The sequence below is a fragment of the Kitasatospora sp. NPDC057692 genome, from assembly GCF_042799475.1.
In the GTDB taxonomy this organism is placed as follows: domain Bacteria; phylum Actinomycetota; class Actinomycetes; order Streptomycetales; family Streptomycetaceae; genus Kitasatospora.
Genome location: NZ_JBHVIV010000015.1, coordinates 51,025 through 64,570 on the forward strand (window position 1 = coordinate 51,025; position 13,546 = coordinate 64,570).

12 protein-coding genes are annotated in these 13,546 nt (G+C 75.4%); 3 read left to right on the forward strand and 9 right to left on the reverse strand.

Features of this window, described 5'->3' with window-relative positions; translation table 11 throughout:
* Window positions 1–20: 20 nt before the first annotated feature.
* Window positions 21–584 (reverse strand): carboxymuconolactone decarboxylase family protein, encoded by a 564-nt coding sequence (locus ACFVFS_RS11905; protein WP_380622895.1) that lies wholly within the window; start codon window positions 582–584, stop codon window positions 21–23.
* 53 nt (window positions 585–637) lie between these two features.
* On the opposite strand from ACFVFS_RS11905, the gene ACFVFS_RS11910 reads away from it, so the two are divergent.
* On the forward strand, window positions 638–976 hold the full coding sequence (locus ACFVFS_RS11910; RefSeq protein WP_380622897.1) for a winged helix-turn-helix transcriptional regulator: 339 nt from the start codon (window positions 638–640) through the stop codon (window positions 974–976).
* 298 nt (window positions 977–1,274) lie between these two features.
* Window positions 1,275–2,351, forward strand: coding sequence for an NAD(+)/NADH kinase (locus ACFVFS_RS11915; protein WP_380622899.1), 1,077 nt, complete (start codon window positions 1,275–1,277; stop codon window positions 2,349–2,351).
* On the opposite strand, the gene ACFVFS_RS11920 is transcribed toward ACFVFS_RS11915, so the two are convergent.
* The 5 genes from ACFVFS_RS11920 to ACFVFS_RS11940 all read right to left on the reverse strand — a co-directional run bounded on the left by ACFVFS_RS11920 (window position 2,275) and on the right by ACFVFS_RS11940 (window position 7,400).
* On the reverse strand, window positions 2,275–2,775 hold the full coding sequence (locus tag ACFVFS_RS11920) for a MarR family winged helix-turn-helix transcriptional regulator (protein ID WP_380622901.1): 501 nt from the start codon (window positions 2,773–2,775) through the stop codon (window positions 2,275–2,277). The two genes, ACFVFS_RS11915 and ACFVFS_RS11920, sit on opposite strands and share 77 nt — an antisense overlap.
* Before the next feature lie 160 nt (window positions 2,776–2,935).
* Entirely contained in the window at window positions 2,936–4,420 is a 1,485-nt protein-coding gene (locus tag ACFVFS_RS11925; RefSeq protein ID WP_380622903.1) for an AMP-binding protein, read from the reverse strand.
* Window positions 4,417–5,646, reverse strand: a complete 1,230-nt coding sequence (locus ACFVFS_RS11930; protein ID WP_380622905.1) for a thiolase family protein — start codon at window positions 5,644–5,646, stop codon at window positions 4,417–4,419. Before ACFVFS_RS11930 ends, ACFVFS_RS11925 begins: the two co-directional genes overlap by 4 nt.
* Window positions 5,643–6,575 (reverse strand): fumarylacetoacetate hydrolase family protein, encoded by a 933-nt coding sequence (locus tag ACFVFS_RS11935; RefSeq protein ID WP_380622907.1) that lies wholly within the window; start codon window positions 6,573–6,575, stop codon window positions 5,643–5,645. The genes ACFVFS_RS11930 and ACFVFS_RS11935 overlap by 4 nt, the downstream gene beginning before the upstream one ends.
* A 33-nt stretch (window positions 6,576–6,608) precedes the next feature.
* A complete protein-coding gene (locus ACFVFS_RS11940; RefSeq protein ID WP_380622909.1) occupies window positions 6,609–7,400 on the reverse strand; it encodes a cyclase family protein in 792 nt (263 codons plus the stop codon).
* 142 nt (window positions 7,401–7,542) lie between these two features.
* Here ACFVFS_RS11940 and ACFVFS_RS11945 point away from each other — a divergent pair, with 142 nt between their 5' ends.
* Window positions 7,543–8,151, forward strand: a complete 609-nt coding sequence (locus ACFVFS_RS11945; protein ID WP_380622911.1) for a TetR/AcrR family transcriptional regulator — start codon at window positions 7,543–7,545, stop codon at window positions 8,149–8,151.
* 97 nt (window positions 8,152–8,248) lie between these two features.
* Here ACFVFS_RS11945 and ACFVFS_RS11950 read toward each other — a convergent pair whose 3' ends face one another.
* From ACFVFS_RS11950 to ACFVFS_RS11960, 3 genes are read right to left on the reverse strand one after another with little or no spacing between them, the layout of a single operon-like run.
* Complete coding sequence (locus ACFVFS_RS11950) at window positions 8,249–9,349, reverse strand: hypothetical protein (protein WP_380622913.1); 1,101 nt, start codon at window positions 9,347–9,349, stop codon at window positions 8,249–8,251.
* Window positions 9,350–9,379: 30 nt separating this feature from the next.
* Window positions 9,380–11,035, reverse strand: coding sequence for a hypothetical protein (locus ACFVFS_RS11955; RefSeq protein WP_380622915.1), 1,656 nt, complete (start codon window positions 11,033–11,035; stop codon window positions 9,380–9,382).
* Entirely contained in the window at window positions 11,032–13,545 is a 2,514-nt protein-coding gene (locus tag ACFVFS_RS11960) for a GTPase-associated protein 1-related protein (protein ID WP_380622916.1), read from the reverse strand. The genes ACFVFS_RS11955 and ACFVFS_RS11960 overlap by 4 nt, the downstream gene beginning before the upstream one ends.
* Window position 13,546 lies beyond the last annotated feature (1 nt).

Sequence of the window (13,546 nt, forward strand, 5' to 3'; positions counted from 1 at the left end):
GCGCAATAGCCGGCAGCGGATCACGGCGCGGCGATCGGCTTGGTGCCGGGCTCAAGAGGCAGACGGAGCGCCCTGACGGCGAACGAGACGGCGTGGTACCAGCCGCAGATCAGGACCAGCTCGAGCGCGGCGTCCTCATCGGCGACGGCGACCAGGTTCGCCCAGGTGTCGTCGGAGAGGTCGAAGGTCGTGTGGAGCTCGTCGACGGCTTCGAGCACCGCGCGGTCAGTTGCGTCCCAGCAGCCGTCCGCCGGCCTTCCGGCCGCGAGGGACGCGAGCTGCGCGGCGTCGAGTCCCGCCTTCTCGGCGAAGCCCGCGACGTGCACGGCCCACTCGTAGTCGGCGCCACAGAGCGCCGTCGTCCGATCGATGACCAGCTCGCGCTGACGGAGAGTGAGAGCGGAGCGCCGAGAGAAGTAGTAGCTTCCCCAGCCCGCGATGGAGCGGGCGAGCTCGGGCCGGCGCGCCCACACCCGGAACAGCTGGATGGGCGGATGCCCGAGGAGCGCGAGGGCTGCGCCGGCCTCCTCGTCGTACGGCGGCGAGAGAGGTTCGATTCGCGGGCGCTTCGGTTTTAGAGGCATGGCGGCACGCTAACATTGCCGCTTCGGAAGGAGAAGCAACCGAGGGAAAGCAAATGGCGCGTCCAACCCCCCTCCCGGGCCGACGGGTCCGCGGCTCACAGACGGGGCGCCCGATCATGGCGCTGCTCGACCTCCTGGGCCGGCGCTGGGTGCTGCGAGTCCTGTGGGAGCTACGGGACGACTCGACGCCGACGTTCCGGCAGCTCCAGCAGCGATGCGACGGCATCTCCTCAAGCGTCCTGGCAGACCGGCTTCGCGCGCTCGGACAGGCCGACCTCGTCGAGCACGCCGGCGAGGGCTACCTGCTCACCGGACAGGGCAGGACCCTTCTCGAACGCCTCGCCCAGCTCGACGCGTGGGCCGCTGACTGGCGGCCCAAGGTCGAGGACTGACGACCGTCCCCGATCCTGGCCGGGAATCCCGGCCGAGCACCGTCCGGCCACGGCTGGTCATGCCGAGGACGGCGCCCTGGACCTCCACCCGGTCGCGATCCTCCAGTAGCCGGCTCCCGCTGCCGCGAGGCTTGCGGCGCCCGTGTGCGACGTGGGGGTGTGGGGGGCGTGGGTGCTCAGGCGCCGTGGGGCAGGGGGGACGCGGCGTGGCGGATTGGCTCGCGGGGTCGCCGGGACTCGCGACCGGAGCGCATCCTGAAGAGACCCGCACGTTGCCCCTCGCCGAGGAGGAGACACCATGGCGGTCGAGCGCGTCGGCCTCGTCGTCCACCGGGGACGCCCCGAAGCCGTGGAAGCCTCCCGATCGGTGCGGGCCTGGTGCGACGACCACCGGCTCCGGTGCACCGAGATCGACGTGTGGAACACCAGCGGCCGGCGTCACAGCGCCCGCGAGGAGATGGCCGCGGCCGGGGATCCCGACCTCATCGTCGCCCTGGGCGGCGACGGGACCTTCCTGCGCGGCGCCCGCCTCGCGGCGCACAACGGCTCCCTGCTGCTGGGCATCGACTTCGGCCACCTCGGCTTCCTCACCGAGGTGCCCGCCCACGACGTGCTCCAGGCCCTCGACGCCGTCCTCGAATCCCGCGTCACCGTCGAGGAGCGGATGCTGCTCACCATGCGGGCCTCGCGACCGCTCGCGCTCCCCGGGGAACCCGGTCCGGCGGCCCCGCACGGCCTACGGCCGTCGCTGCCCCCACCGCAGGTGCGCGCGGGCTGCGAGGCCGGCGGCGGCTGGGGGGTGGCACTCGACGTGCTCGGGCTCAACGAGGTCGCCGTGGAGAAGTTCGCCCGCGACGGCCGGGTCGCCGCGGCGGTCTACTTCGCCGGAAGGCTGCTCGCCTGCTTCGCGGGCGACGCGCTGCTGGTGGCGACCCCGACCGGCTCGACCGCCTACAGCTTCGCCGCCGGCGGGCCCGTGGTCTCCCCCAGGGCGGAGGCGCTCGTCTTCACGCCCGTCGCCGCGCACATGGTCTTCGAGCGCTCCGTGCTCGCCGCGCCGGACGAGCCGATCGCCCTGCGACTGCTGTCGAACTCGGGGACCGCCGCGGTCAGCGTGGACGGCCAGCTGCGCGGCGTGCTGGAGCCGGGCGACTGGGTCGGCGTCTACGCCGCGCCGACCAGGCTGCGGGCGGCGCGCCTCGGGCCGACCGACTTCTACGGCCGGGTGCGCCGGCGGATGCGGCTGACGGACGCGCCGGCCGCGGGCACCGGCGGCGAGGTGCCGTCGACCTGGCCGCTCACCGCGCCGCCGCCGCACGACCTGGAGCACCTGAACCTGCCCACCCTGCGGCGTCCACGGCCTCGATCGCGGTGACCAGCGGGGCCAGCTCGGGATTGCGGAGGGCCTCGTCGAGCGCCTCGCGCAGGGCCGCGCCGCTGGTCGGGCGGGCCTCCTCCAGGAGCCCCAGCCCGGCTTCGCTCACATTGGTGTAGATGCCGCGGCGGTCCGCCGGGCACAGGAAGCGGGACAGCAGCCCGCGGTCCTCCAGTCGGCTGACCAGGCGGGTCGTGGCACTCTGGCTGAGCACCACCGCGTCGGCCACCTGGTTCATCTGCAGGTGCCCGCCGAGGCCCTCGTGCTGGCGGCTGAGCACCTCCAGCAGCGCGTACTCCCGCATGCTCAGGCCGTGCCGGGCCTGCAGCGCACGCTCGACGTGGGCCTCGATCCTGGCCTGGAGGAGCGACAGCGCGGCCCAGCCGCCGGCGAGGGCGGTGAGCGCGGGATCCGTGGCGGTCACGGGGCCGGCCTCCTCTCTGCTACGGCGACGGCATCAAATACCAGCGTACGACCATATGCAGCTTATGCAAGCGAAGGCGGCAACGGAGCGGCCCCGACGCGCTGCGGCGACGTCGGGGCCGGGGGTCCGGGGGGCCGGTCGCACGACCGCCCGCCGCCGTTCAGGGCCGGTCGCGGAGCCTCTTCTTGTCGATCTTGCCCAGGGCGGTGAGCGGCAGCGCGTCCGTGAGGTGGATCCGTTTCGGGGCCCAGAGGGCGCCCCTGCGGACCCGGACGTGCTCCGCCAGTTCGGCGGGGGTGGCGTGCCGTCCGGGGCGCAGGACCACGGCGGCGGTGACGGCCTCGCCCCAGCGGGCGTCGGGTGCGCCGTACACGGCGACGGCGGCGACCGCCGGGTGGACGGCGAGGACGTCCTCGACCTCGCGCGGGTAGACGTTGAAGCCGCCGGTGATGATGGTGTCCTTGATCCGGTCGATGATCGTGATCAGGCCGGTGCCGTCCCGGCGGGCGACGTCCCCGGTGTGCAGCCAGCCCCCTTCGAGCGCCGCCGCGGTCTGCTCGGGCTTGTTCCAGTAGCCGTCCATCACGAGCGGCCCCCGGACGCACAGTTCGCCGGGCTCGCCGACCGGCACCTCCCGGCCGTCCGGGTCCAGCAGCGCGATCTCCACGCCGGGCACCGGCCGGCCGCAGCTGCCCAGGACGTGCGGGTCGTCGCGGTGCTCGGCCGGGTCCAGGACGGTCAGCGCGTTGGGGGCCTCGGCCTGGCCGTAGTGCTGGCTGAGCACGGGCCCGAGGATCCGGTGCGCCTCGGCGAGCCGGGCGGGGTCGGCGGGTGCCGCGCCGTACAGGACCCAGTTCAGCCCCGAGAGGTCGGCGGCGGCGAGCCGGGGGTGGTCGAGCAGGGCGTAGAGCATGGTGGGGACGACGAACGTGGCGCTCACCCCGTCGTGCTCGATCGCGTCGATGACGCGGTCGGGGTCGAAGGAGTGGTGCAGCTCGAAGCTCGCGCCGCGCAGCAGGCCGGGGGCGACGAGGAGGCCGGCGGCGTGCGACATGGGGGTGGTGATCAGGAAGTGGGTGTCCGGCGGCCAGGCCCAGGTGGAGCAGGCCCAGGCGTTGGCGAGCAGGGAACGGTCGCCCAGCATGACGCCCTTGGGCTCGCCGGTCGTCCCGCCGGTGTAGAAGAGGTACAGGGCGGGACCGCGCGGATCGCCGGGGCCGGGCGCCGTGTCGGCGGCGAGGCTGTCGAGTTCGGCGAGGGTGACCGTCCCGACGCCCTCGGGGCGGGCGCGGGAGGCGAAGCGGGTGTCGTCCACGACCAGGCACTCGGAGGCGCTGTCGCGCAGGACGGTCCGGTCGGTCTCGGCGGTGGCCAGCGGGTGCAGGGCGGTGTAGCGCAGTCCGGCCAGGCAGGCGGCGGCCATGACCGTGAACGCCCGCGGATCCGGGCCGCACAGCAGGGCGATCCCGTCGCCGGGCGCGAGACCCAGCCGCCCGAACGCGGCCGCGGTGCGCTCGATCCGGTCCGCGGTCTCGCCGTAGGTCCAGGTCTGCCCGGTCCCGTCGTCGCCGGTGAAGCGGAAGGCTGTGCGCCCGGGCCGCCGGCGCAGTGCGGACAGGATCAGGTCGGCGTATCCGGGGCTCATCGCGTTCTCCCCAGGACGGTCACGGCGGCCACCGCCTCCTCGATTCCGTAGAGACCGCCGCCGTTCTCGGCGACGGCGATGCGCGCGCCGGGGACCTGCCGTTCGCCGGCCCGGCCGCGCAGCTGGGTGACCAGTTCGAAGACCTGGGCGAGTCCGGTGGCGGAGACCGGGTGGCCGCGCGATTCGAGTCCTCCCGACGGGTTCACCGGGAGGGATCCGCCGAGTACGCCGGCGCCGGAGGCCGACCAGGGGCCGCCGTCGCCGATCGCGCAGAAGCCCAGGTTCTCCACCTGCTGGATCTCGCCGAAGGCGGTGGCGTCGTGGACCTCCGCCACGTCGACGTCCTGCGGTCCGACGCCGGCCTTCTCGTAGGCGGCGAGCGCGGCCCGGCGGCCGATGTGCCGTTCGGCGTCCTCCGCCGCCCGGTCGGTTCCGGACAGCAGGACGCTGCTCAGCACCGCGACGGCCGATTCGTCGTGGGGGAGGTCGGCCCTGGTCACCACGACGGCGGCGGCGCCGTCGCTGACCGGTGAGCACATCGGCACCGTCAGCGGCCAGGCCACCCGGCGCGCAGCCAGGACCTGGTCCGCGGTGAAGGGCTTGCGGAAGTGGGCCCGGGGGTTGTGGACGGAGTGGGCGTGGTTCTTCGCCGAGACCGCGGCGAGCTGGGCCTCGGTGGTGCCGAAGCGCTGCATGTGGGCGCGGGCCAGGGAGGCGTAGATCTCCATGAAAACGGACCGGTCGCCCTCGGGCACGGACAGCTCGGGCGACAGGGGCTCGGACAGGGCGGCGAGTGCGGCGAGGGTCTCCCCGCGGTGGGCGACGTCCATGGCGCCGTCGAACACCGCGAGCCCCTGGGCGGGGTCGGCGCAGACGAGCTTGTCCACGCCGACGGCCAGGGCGACGTCCGCCAGGCCCGCCCGGACGTGGGCGATCGCCAGCCACAGGGCGGTGGCGCCGCCGGCGCAGGCGTTCTCCACGTTCACCACGGGCACACCGGCGAACCCGTGCGGGCGCAGCGCGACCTGGCCGGGGATCATGTGCTGGCCGTCGATCGCCTTCTGGCTGACCGTGGCGTGGAAGACGGCGCCGACGTCGGCCGGGGTGAGCCCGGCGTCGCGCAGCGCCTCGTGCGCGGCCTGTCCGGCGAGGTCGCCGGCGGTGCGGTCGAGGTGGCGGCCGAAGGGGGTGGCGCCGACGCCGAGGATCAGTGCTTCGCGGTTCATGCCACCACCCGGTTGCGCAGGATGCCGAGGCCGGACACTTCGAGTTCCACGGTGTCGCCGGGTTCCAGGAAGCGGCCGTGCTCCAGTCCGCAGCCGGTGGGCACCGTGCCCGAGCCGAAGACCTCTCCGGCGTACAGCCGGGTCGACCGGGAGGCGAAGGCGATCATGTCGGCGAAGGTGTGGTGCATGTCGGCGGTGGTGCCGCGGCTGACCTCCTCGCCGTTGATGCGGGCCGTCATGGTGAGCCGGTAGGGGTCGCCGACCTCGTCGGCGGTGGTGATCCACGGACCGAGGACGTTGGCGTCGGTGAAGTCCTTGCTCTTGCTCAGGCCCAGGCCGGTGGCGATCTCCTCCAGCTGGGTGTCGCGGGCGCTGAGGTCGTTGAAGAGCGTGTAGCCGAAGATGTGCGCGGGGGCGTCCGCGGCCGGGATGTCCGTGCCGCCGCGGCCCAGGACGCAGGCGAACTCCAGCTCGTAGTCCCGCACCGAGGAGTAGGCGGGCCAGGTGATGTCGCTGTCGTGGCCGGTCACCGAGAGCCGGTTGGTGAAGTAGTACAGCGGCCGTTCGAGCATGACGGCGGGCAGCTCGACCTGCTCGGCGGGGATGCCCTGGATCCGGGCCCGGGCGTTGCGGAAGTGGTCCATGAAGCCGCCGAAGTCCCGGAGCTGCACGGGCCTGGGCAGCGGGGCGAGCCAGCGCACCTCGGAGGCGGCGACGACGGCTTCGGCCGGTTCCCGGTCGGCGAGCAGGTCGAGGATCCGCCGCACGGGGGCGCCGCCCTCGACGATCGTCTGCATGGCGGCCAGCGCGGGGGCGTGCTCGCCGGCCGTCAGGCGGTGGGCGCGGTCGAGCAGCAGCAGGCGTTCGCCCTGGTCGAGGACGAGCGCGGTCCGTTCGGCGCCCTCGTGTTCCACGGTTGCGAGTTTCATGGTGGGGGTTCCTCTCCTCAGCGGGTCCGGGGGTCAGACGAAGGCGACGACGCGGGCCGGGGCGGCGCTCGCGCGGGCGAGCTTGATCGGGAAGAACGCCACCCGGAACCCCGACGGCGGCAGCGCGGCGAGGTTGGTCAGCTGCTGGACGATGAAGACCTCCCGCTCGCGGCCGGCCCGGTGGCCGTCCCACAGCACGGAGTTGTCACCGCTCTCGCGGAACCTGCGGGCCATCACGGAGAAGCTCAGGTCCCAGCCCCCGGCGTCGGTGCCGAGCACCTTGGCCCCGAGGTCGGCCAGGAACAGCGTGGACTCCCGGCTCATCCCCGGGTAGCGGAAGAACTCGGGGTCGGACAGCCCGTACCGCTCCTGGCCGGTGCGCAGCAGGACCGCTCCCCCGGACGGGACCGCGGCGCCGTTGTCGGCGAGGGCGGCCTCCAGCGCCTCGACGGTGATCGGGGCGTCGAGCTCGCAGCGGCCCCGTAGGTCCAGCACGAGCGCCTCGCACCACAGCTCGTCCAGGGCGATGTCGGTGATGGTGCGGGCCGGCCTGCCCTCGCAGGTGGAGCCGTAGTGCAGCGGGGCGTCGACGTGGGTGCCGAGGTGGGAGTTGAAGTCGGTCAGCAGTTCCGCGCCCCAGCCCTCGCCGTCCGGCAGGTCCTCGACGCCGCAGTGCATGGCGGCGGCGAACTGCTCGCGGCCCTCGCCCGCGGGGTGGGCGTAGGCCACGGAGGGCGCGACCACCGAGGCGAGCGGGCGCAGCTGCTCGGGGAGCAGCTCGCGGTCGGCGGGGTCCAGCGTCCTGGTCAGGTCGATCAGTTCCATGACGGCTCCTTCTTGGTTACTGGACGTTCAGCATAGAACTGGACGCTCGACATAGGCAAGGGATCGCCGCTCCGGACCACCCGGCCGCGGCGTGACAGAATCGGCCGGGTCAGGCGGCCGTGACATGGGGAAAGGACATCGCGTGGGAGCGACCCGCAAGCAGGAGATCTCCGCCGAGACCCGGCGCCGGCTGGTGGCCGCCGCCTGGGAGCTCGCCGCCGAGGGCGGGGCCGCCGCGGCGTCCGTCCAGGCCGTGGCGGAGCGCTCCGGCATCAGCCGGGGCTCCGTGGCCTGGCACTTCGGTTCGAAGGACGGCCTGCTGAAGGCCGTGGTCGAGGAAGCGTTCCGGTGGGGCGCGGAGTTCATGGGCGAGCGCCTTGCCGCCGCCGGTCCGCGGACCGGGGTCGAGGCCCTGATCGAGGCGAACTTCGCGCTGATGTCCCGGCCCGAGTCGCACATCTTCTCGACGCTCCTGATCGAGGCCGTGAGCCGCGAGTCGCCCCTGCGGGCGACCTACGCCGAGGAGTACGCCAAGGTCCGCGGCCTGTACGCCGACCACCTGCGCGCGACCGGCGCGCACGTCGCCGACCCGGAGGCCGTCGCGGCGGCGCTGCTCGGCGGCACCCTGGGCATCAACATCCAGCACCAGCTGGACCCCGGCCTGGACCGCCGGCGGGCCGTGACGGCGATGACGGGCATCTACACCGACGCGCTCCGCGCCGACGGGGCCCACGCCCCGTCGGGCGGCTGACCCCCGACCGCCGCGGGGCCGTCAGGGGGCGGCCCCGACGCCACGGCCTCCGCCGGGGCCCGCCGCCCCGCCGCCTCCGCCGCCGACGGGCCCGCGCTCAGCGGGCGGTCGGCTGGACGGGGAGGGTGTGGGGGGCGAGGAGGTGGCGGGTGACGGTCCTGGCGCGGGCCGGGTTGCGCACCACGAGGTGGATCTCCCAGGGAGCGCCGCGGGAGAGTTCGGCCTCCACGGCGGCCCACACCGCGGCGATGCTCACCTCGGGGGCCAGGCCGCCGCGGCCGGCACCGAGGAGGGGGAAGCAGATGGAGCGCAGCGGCGGGTCGAAGGCGGTGTGCTCCTCGGCGAGGAGGGCGAGCGCTCGGGTGGCGGCCCGGGTGACGTCGGCCGACAGGACGTCGTAGTCGTTGGTGCCGGGGCGGGGCACGGCGACGGCGGCGTGGTAGATCCGGCGCAGGCCCTGCCGTTCGAGCGCGCCCGCGCCGGTCGGGGCGACCGTCGAGGCGAGGACCGGGCGGCCGAAGCTGCGGTACTGGTCGAGCCACTGGCGCAGTTCGGTGGAGATCCGGTCCTCGACGAGGTCGCCGGTGGGGCCGCGGACCGCACCCGCCCGGCGCAGGACGGCCGACACCGAGTTCTTGTAGGCCTCGGCGAGGGCCAGGTAGACGTTGCTGGGCGAGACGACGACGTCCACGTCGCGGAGCAGGTCGACCGAGTGGGTGTGCAGGTGCACCGTGACGGTCCGGCCCCGGAGCGGCAGGTGCAGCAGCTGGTGCTCGGCGGCGGGGTCCGCGCCGTCCGGCTCCCCGGGCTGCTCCGCGAGCCGGCCGATCCCGTCCGCGACGGCGGCCAGGACGAGGAGTTCGTGGTGCCGGCGGAAGCGCTCGACGCTCACGCCGTAGAGGCCGGCGGCGCGCTTGCGGCGGTCGGCGGCCGGCCAGTCGCTGGTGCCGGGGGCCAGACCGAGGCTGAACCGGGCGGCCTCCTGGAGGGTGCCGGCGTCGAGTCCGGTGACCGCGCGGCGCAGCAGGTCCTCCACGGTGCGCGGCTGGCGCGGTGCGGATCCCGCGGCGAGGGCGTCGAGGAGGGGGAGGTCGAGTTCGCGGAGCCGGACGGGACCCGCCCGCCGGACGGCGCGCAGTTCGGCGAGCACGGCGTCGTGGTCGAATGCCGGCCGTTCGTCGTCGGTGCGGTTCGGCATGGCCCCAACGATGGCACGGGCAAGGGGGGTTCACAAGCTCGCCGATTCCGCGGGACGTTCGTCCGAATTCGCGACGGAGGGGGTGCCGAGGGGGCGGACGGCGGCCGCGGCGGCCCGGGCCCGGGCGCGCGCCCGGCGGCCGTCGGCGAGGCACCAGTCGAGCAGCGGTGCGATGCTCGGGTGGACCGACCCGTCCTCGGTGAGCACGGCGGCGGTGAAGAAGAACCGCACCTCGCCGAACTCGTTGCGCATCGCCTGGACCAGGTTCCCCAGTCCGAGTTCCCGTTCGAGCCACTGCGCGGCCCGGTCGCTGTCGCGCCCGCCGTCGGCGAGCAGGCCCGCCTCGTCCAGCAGATCGGTCTTGCTGACGGCGACGGCCAGTCGCGAGCGGTGCAGCGGGACCCCCATCGCGATGACCGCCTGGACCGCCTGGTCGAAGACGGGCTGCGGCTGGACGCTGGAGGCGAGCGTGCGGTCCAGCCTGGCCTGCTGCCCGGGGTCGAGGAGGTCCCAGAACGCCGGGACGGCCAGCGGGTCGAGGACGAACAGGAAGGTGCGGGCGGCCCGTGCGTACCGGAGGGCGTCGGTGTCCTCGCGGTTGACGAAGTGTTCGCCGGCGGTGTCGAAGAGGTGCAGCAGGCGCGGGGGTCGGTCACGGTCGAGGAGGACGGAGTGGGCCCGGTGCGGCGCCCGCGGAGTGCTCCGGGGGTGGCCGCGGATCTCCAGGACCTCGCGCTGCAGCCGGTAGCGCTCCGCCGTCTCCTCGTCGGCGAACCGGGCGTGCGCCCGGCCGTCGGGGTCGGGCCGCTGGAGGACGGCGAGCATCGCGGCCATCAGCTGGGTCTTGCCGGCGGCCCGGCCGCCGATGAGCGGCAGCGCGTGCTCGGCGAGCCGGCCGGTCTCGGTGCTCAGCAGCCGGCCGCAGTGCGCGTGGCAGCAGTATCCGGGCAGCCGGTAGCGGCCTGCGAGCAGGGTGGTGGGCAGCCGCTCGTCGCACCGGCAGCGGCGGCGCAGGACGCCGTACCGGCCGGGCCGCAGGTCGCTGTGGCGTCGGCGGCAGGTGGGGCGGGAGCACTCGTACTCGGGGCGGCGCACCCGCTCGAAGCAGTGCGGGCAGAGCACCCCCTGGCGCAGGTGCCGCACGGTGAGGGCCGCCCGGTCGAGGCCGGCGAGGAGGAGCGCGGCGAGCCGGGCGCCCGCCCCGAGCAGCAGGACCGCCAGGGCGTGCGCGAGCAGCGCGCCGCCCAGCACCGGCAGGGTGAGCAGGACGGCGGCCGCCACACCGGTGTAGCCGGCCAGCGCGAGCACGGCGTTCCGGTCGATCCGCAGTCCCTCGGTGACGGCCCGCAGGGCGTCGGCCGTCAGGCGGCGGTGGGTGCTCCGGCCGTGGGCGGCGACCAGTCGCAGGTCCCGCCGCGCGGGGCCGAAGGCGTACGCGCGGTACGCGGGCTGCCGCTCGTCCTCGGGGCGCGGGAGGGGAAGGGTCTGGTACTGGGGATCGGTCCGGCGCAGCACGTCCGCCAGCACCCGGCCGCAGGAGCGCAGCTGCTGTTCCAGCAGTCGCAGGGCGCGGGTGGCCGCGACCAGCGGGGCGAGCAGCACGGAGACCGCGAGGCGGGCGAGGAAGCGGACGAGGGGGACGAGCAGGTCGACGAGGACCGTCAGGAGTTCCTCCAGCGCGTTCACTCGGCCGCCTCGGCACGGCGCGGTTCGGGGTCGGCGGGCGGAGCCGGGGCGGGTCGGCCGCCGCCGCCCGGCTCCGGCCGCCGGCCGGCCGTGAACGGGGCGGTCAGCCAGCGGGCGACCCGCTGCGGGGCGTTCGTCCGGCGCTGGGCGAGCCGCCGCTCCAGCCGGTCGGCCTCGGCCGGGGCGTACCGGCGCAGGACACGGGCGAGCCGGGCCACCTCGGCCGCCGGCCAGTGGTCCCGGGCGTGCCGCAGGGTGGCGACGACCGTGTCCAGCTGGGCCCCGGAGGGGTGGTGGTGCGCCAGGTAGGCGGCCGCCGCCGCGAGGTGCCCGAGCAGGAGGTCGGAGGGCGGGTTCGACCGGCCGACCCGGGCGGCCTCGGCCCGGATCCGCCGCAGGTGGGTCTGCGCGCTCCGGTCCTCCATCCGGGGCAGGCGGGCGGCCAGCAGATCCGGCCGGGCCACCGGACGGTCGGCCAGCCGGCCGGGGAGCCGGCGGCGCAGCACCGCCCAGGCGGGCTGCCACAGGGTCGGCGGCGGATCGTCGAGCAGTTCGAGGAGCTGCTCCGCGCTCCCGGCCCGGTCCAGTCGGTCGCGCAGCCACAGGGTCCGGGCGACGCAGGCGGCGGTGTCGGGATCCGGCCAGGCGTCCCGGGGCGGGGCGGCGAACAGCTCGAACAGGCGCAGGCAGTCGTCGAGGCCGGCGTCGTCGGCGATCCCCTGGACCAGGGTCCGGCCCAGCCACTGCCGGGCGCCGTCCTCCCAGCACAACCCGGGCGGCAGCTGCGGGACGAGGGCGAGCGCCGCGGTGTGCGTCCAGTGCCGGTGCGGCGACCAGAGGCCTCGCAGCAGCGGGAGGTCGAGCGGGGCCTGCGGGCCGCGCAGCGCGAGGACGCGCAGCAGGGTGGCGGCGGCGAGGTCCGGGCGGCGGTGGGCCCGGGCCACCAGGTGGTGCTCCAGGAGCCGGTCGTGGCCGGCCAGGTCCTCCTCGCCCAGCAGGTCGGGCGGCAGGCCGAGGAGGAGGTCGGGGAACTGGGCGGGGCGCGCGGCCTCCAGCCCGGCGAGGGTCTCCACCAGGCCCTGCCGGAACTCCGGCCACTGCCGGGCGGCGGCCGTCAGCAGCTCCTCCATGCCGCGGAGCGGACTGCCGGTGACGGTGGCGCCGAGCAGGTCCCCGGTGAACTCGGCACTGCGCCGCACGAGTTCACCGCTCGGTGGCCGCAGCGCGGCGGCCGCCGCCCAGCCGAGCAGGCGCAGCGCCCCGGCGGCGTCCGCCTGCCGGAACCGGGCGAGCCAGCGCCCGGTGATCCTCCGGCGCCGGGCCGGGTCGGTGAGCCGGACCGGAGGAAGGGCCCGCTCGTCGCCCTGCTCGTAGCGGAGCATGTCGGCTTCGAGTTGCTCGTCCAGCAGTTCCTCGGCGAGTTCCGGGTCGTCGCCGCGGGCGGCGGCCCGGCCGAGCGAGCGCAGCTGCTCCCGGTCCAGGCGGTGGCGGCGGTGGACGTCGCGGACCGCGGCGGTGACGGCGGTCGGCGGCGGCGCGTCGGGGCCGGTCAGCCAGGCGGTCAGGGCGGTGAGGTCCGCGCCCGTGAGGCGCCTGCCGCCGGCGGCGGCCGCGGCGGCCGCGGGGCCGTGCCAGTCCCCCGCGGTGCGCTCACGGCCGCTCAGGTAGTCGGCGGCCCAGGACCAGAGCGCCCGGGCGGAGCCCGGGCCGACCCGGGCGAGCAGTGCGGACAGCGGGTGCACGGGCAGCTCCGGGGCCAGGCCTCGGACGAAGTCGACCAGGTAGTAGGCGTCCTGGTCGTCGGGGCCCAGGTCGATCCGGTTCTCGGGCAGGCCGCCGATCAGGTGCAGCCGGCCGCGCCCGGGCCGGTGCAGGTAGGTGGCGAAGGAGAGCCGCCGGGCGAGCGGGGGCGGCAGCAGGAAGCAGACCGCGGCGAACCAGTGCGCGATCCGGTCGGTTCCGGTGTCCACCACCAGGACCGACCGGTCCTCGGCCAGGGCCGTCCTGGCGGCCTCCAGCAGGGCGGGCAACAGCGCGACGTGCGGGTGGGAGGCCACGAAGCGGTCGACCGAGCGCGGGGTGAGGGGGCCGGCGGCCGGCGGGGCCGCCAGCGCCGGGAGGCGGGTGCGGTCGGCCGGGCGGGCCGCCCAGACCGGCGACTGCCAGAGCTCGATGCCGAGCAGGCCGCCGCCGTCGCGGGTGAAGTCGGGGCTGGCCAGGGCGTGGGCGAAGTAGTTGCCGAAGCGCTGGGAGGAGTCCCGTCCGGCGTACCGGACCCGGGCCGCCAGTGCCGTCGGGCCGGGGACGAAGACCAGGTTGACCGGGCAGCGGGCGAGTTCCTCCGGGGTGTGCGAGGACAGCAGCGAGGGCGGCGGCTCGTAGGCGGTGAGCGCCTCCACCTCGCGCATGGTCTCGGCGGACACGTCCGCGCTGACGGCGTTGAACTGGTAGCCGGCGAAGCCGCTCAGGCCCTGCTCGCACGAGGTGTAGTAGAGCTGTTGGAACGGCATG

Excerpts from the sequence above, each read along its gene's own strand:
- ACFVFS_RS11905 (WP_380622895.1), bottom strand. The coding sequence starts at position 584 with ATGCCTCTAAAACCGAAGCGCCCGCGAATCGAACCTCTCTCGCCGCCG.
- ACFVFS_RS11940 (WP_380622909.1), bottom strand. The coding sequence starts at position 7,400 with ATGGAACTGATCGACCTGACCAGGACGCTGGACCCCGCCGACCGCGAG.
- ACFVFS_RS11935 (WP_380622907.1), bottom strand. The coding sequence starts at position 6,575 with ATGAAACTCGCAACCGTGGAACACGAGGGCGCCGAACGGACCGCGCTC.
- ACFVFS_RS11960 (WP_380622916.1), bottom strand. The coding sequence starts at position 13,545 with ATGCCGTTCCAACAGCTCTACTACACCTCGTGCGAGCAGGGCCTGAGC.
- ACFVFS_RS11915 (WP_380622899.1), top strand. The coding sequence starts at position 1,275 with ATGGCGGTCGAGCGCGTCGGCCTCGTCGTCCACCGGGGACGCCCCGAA.
- ACFVFS_RS11950 (WP_380622913.1), bottom strand. The coding sequence starts at position 9,349 with ATGCCGAACCGCACCGACGACGAACGGCCGGCATTCGACCACGACGCC.
- ACFVFS_RS11930 (WP_380622905.1), bottom strand. The coding sequence starts at position 5,646 with ATGAACCGCGAAGCACTGATCCTCGGCGTCGGCGCCACCCCCTTCGGC.
- ACFVFS_RS11910 (WP_380622897.1), top strand. The coding sequence starts at position 638 with ATGGCGCGTCCAACCCCCCTCCCGGGCCGACGGGTCCGCGGCTCACAG.
- ACFVFS_RS11925 (WP_380622903.1), bottom strand. The coding sequence starts at position 4,420 with ATGAGCCCCGGATACGCCGACCTGATCCTGTCCGCACTGCGCCGGCGG.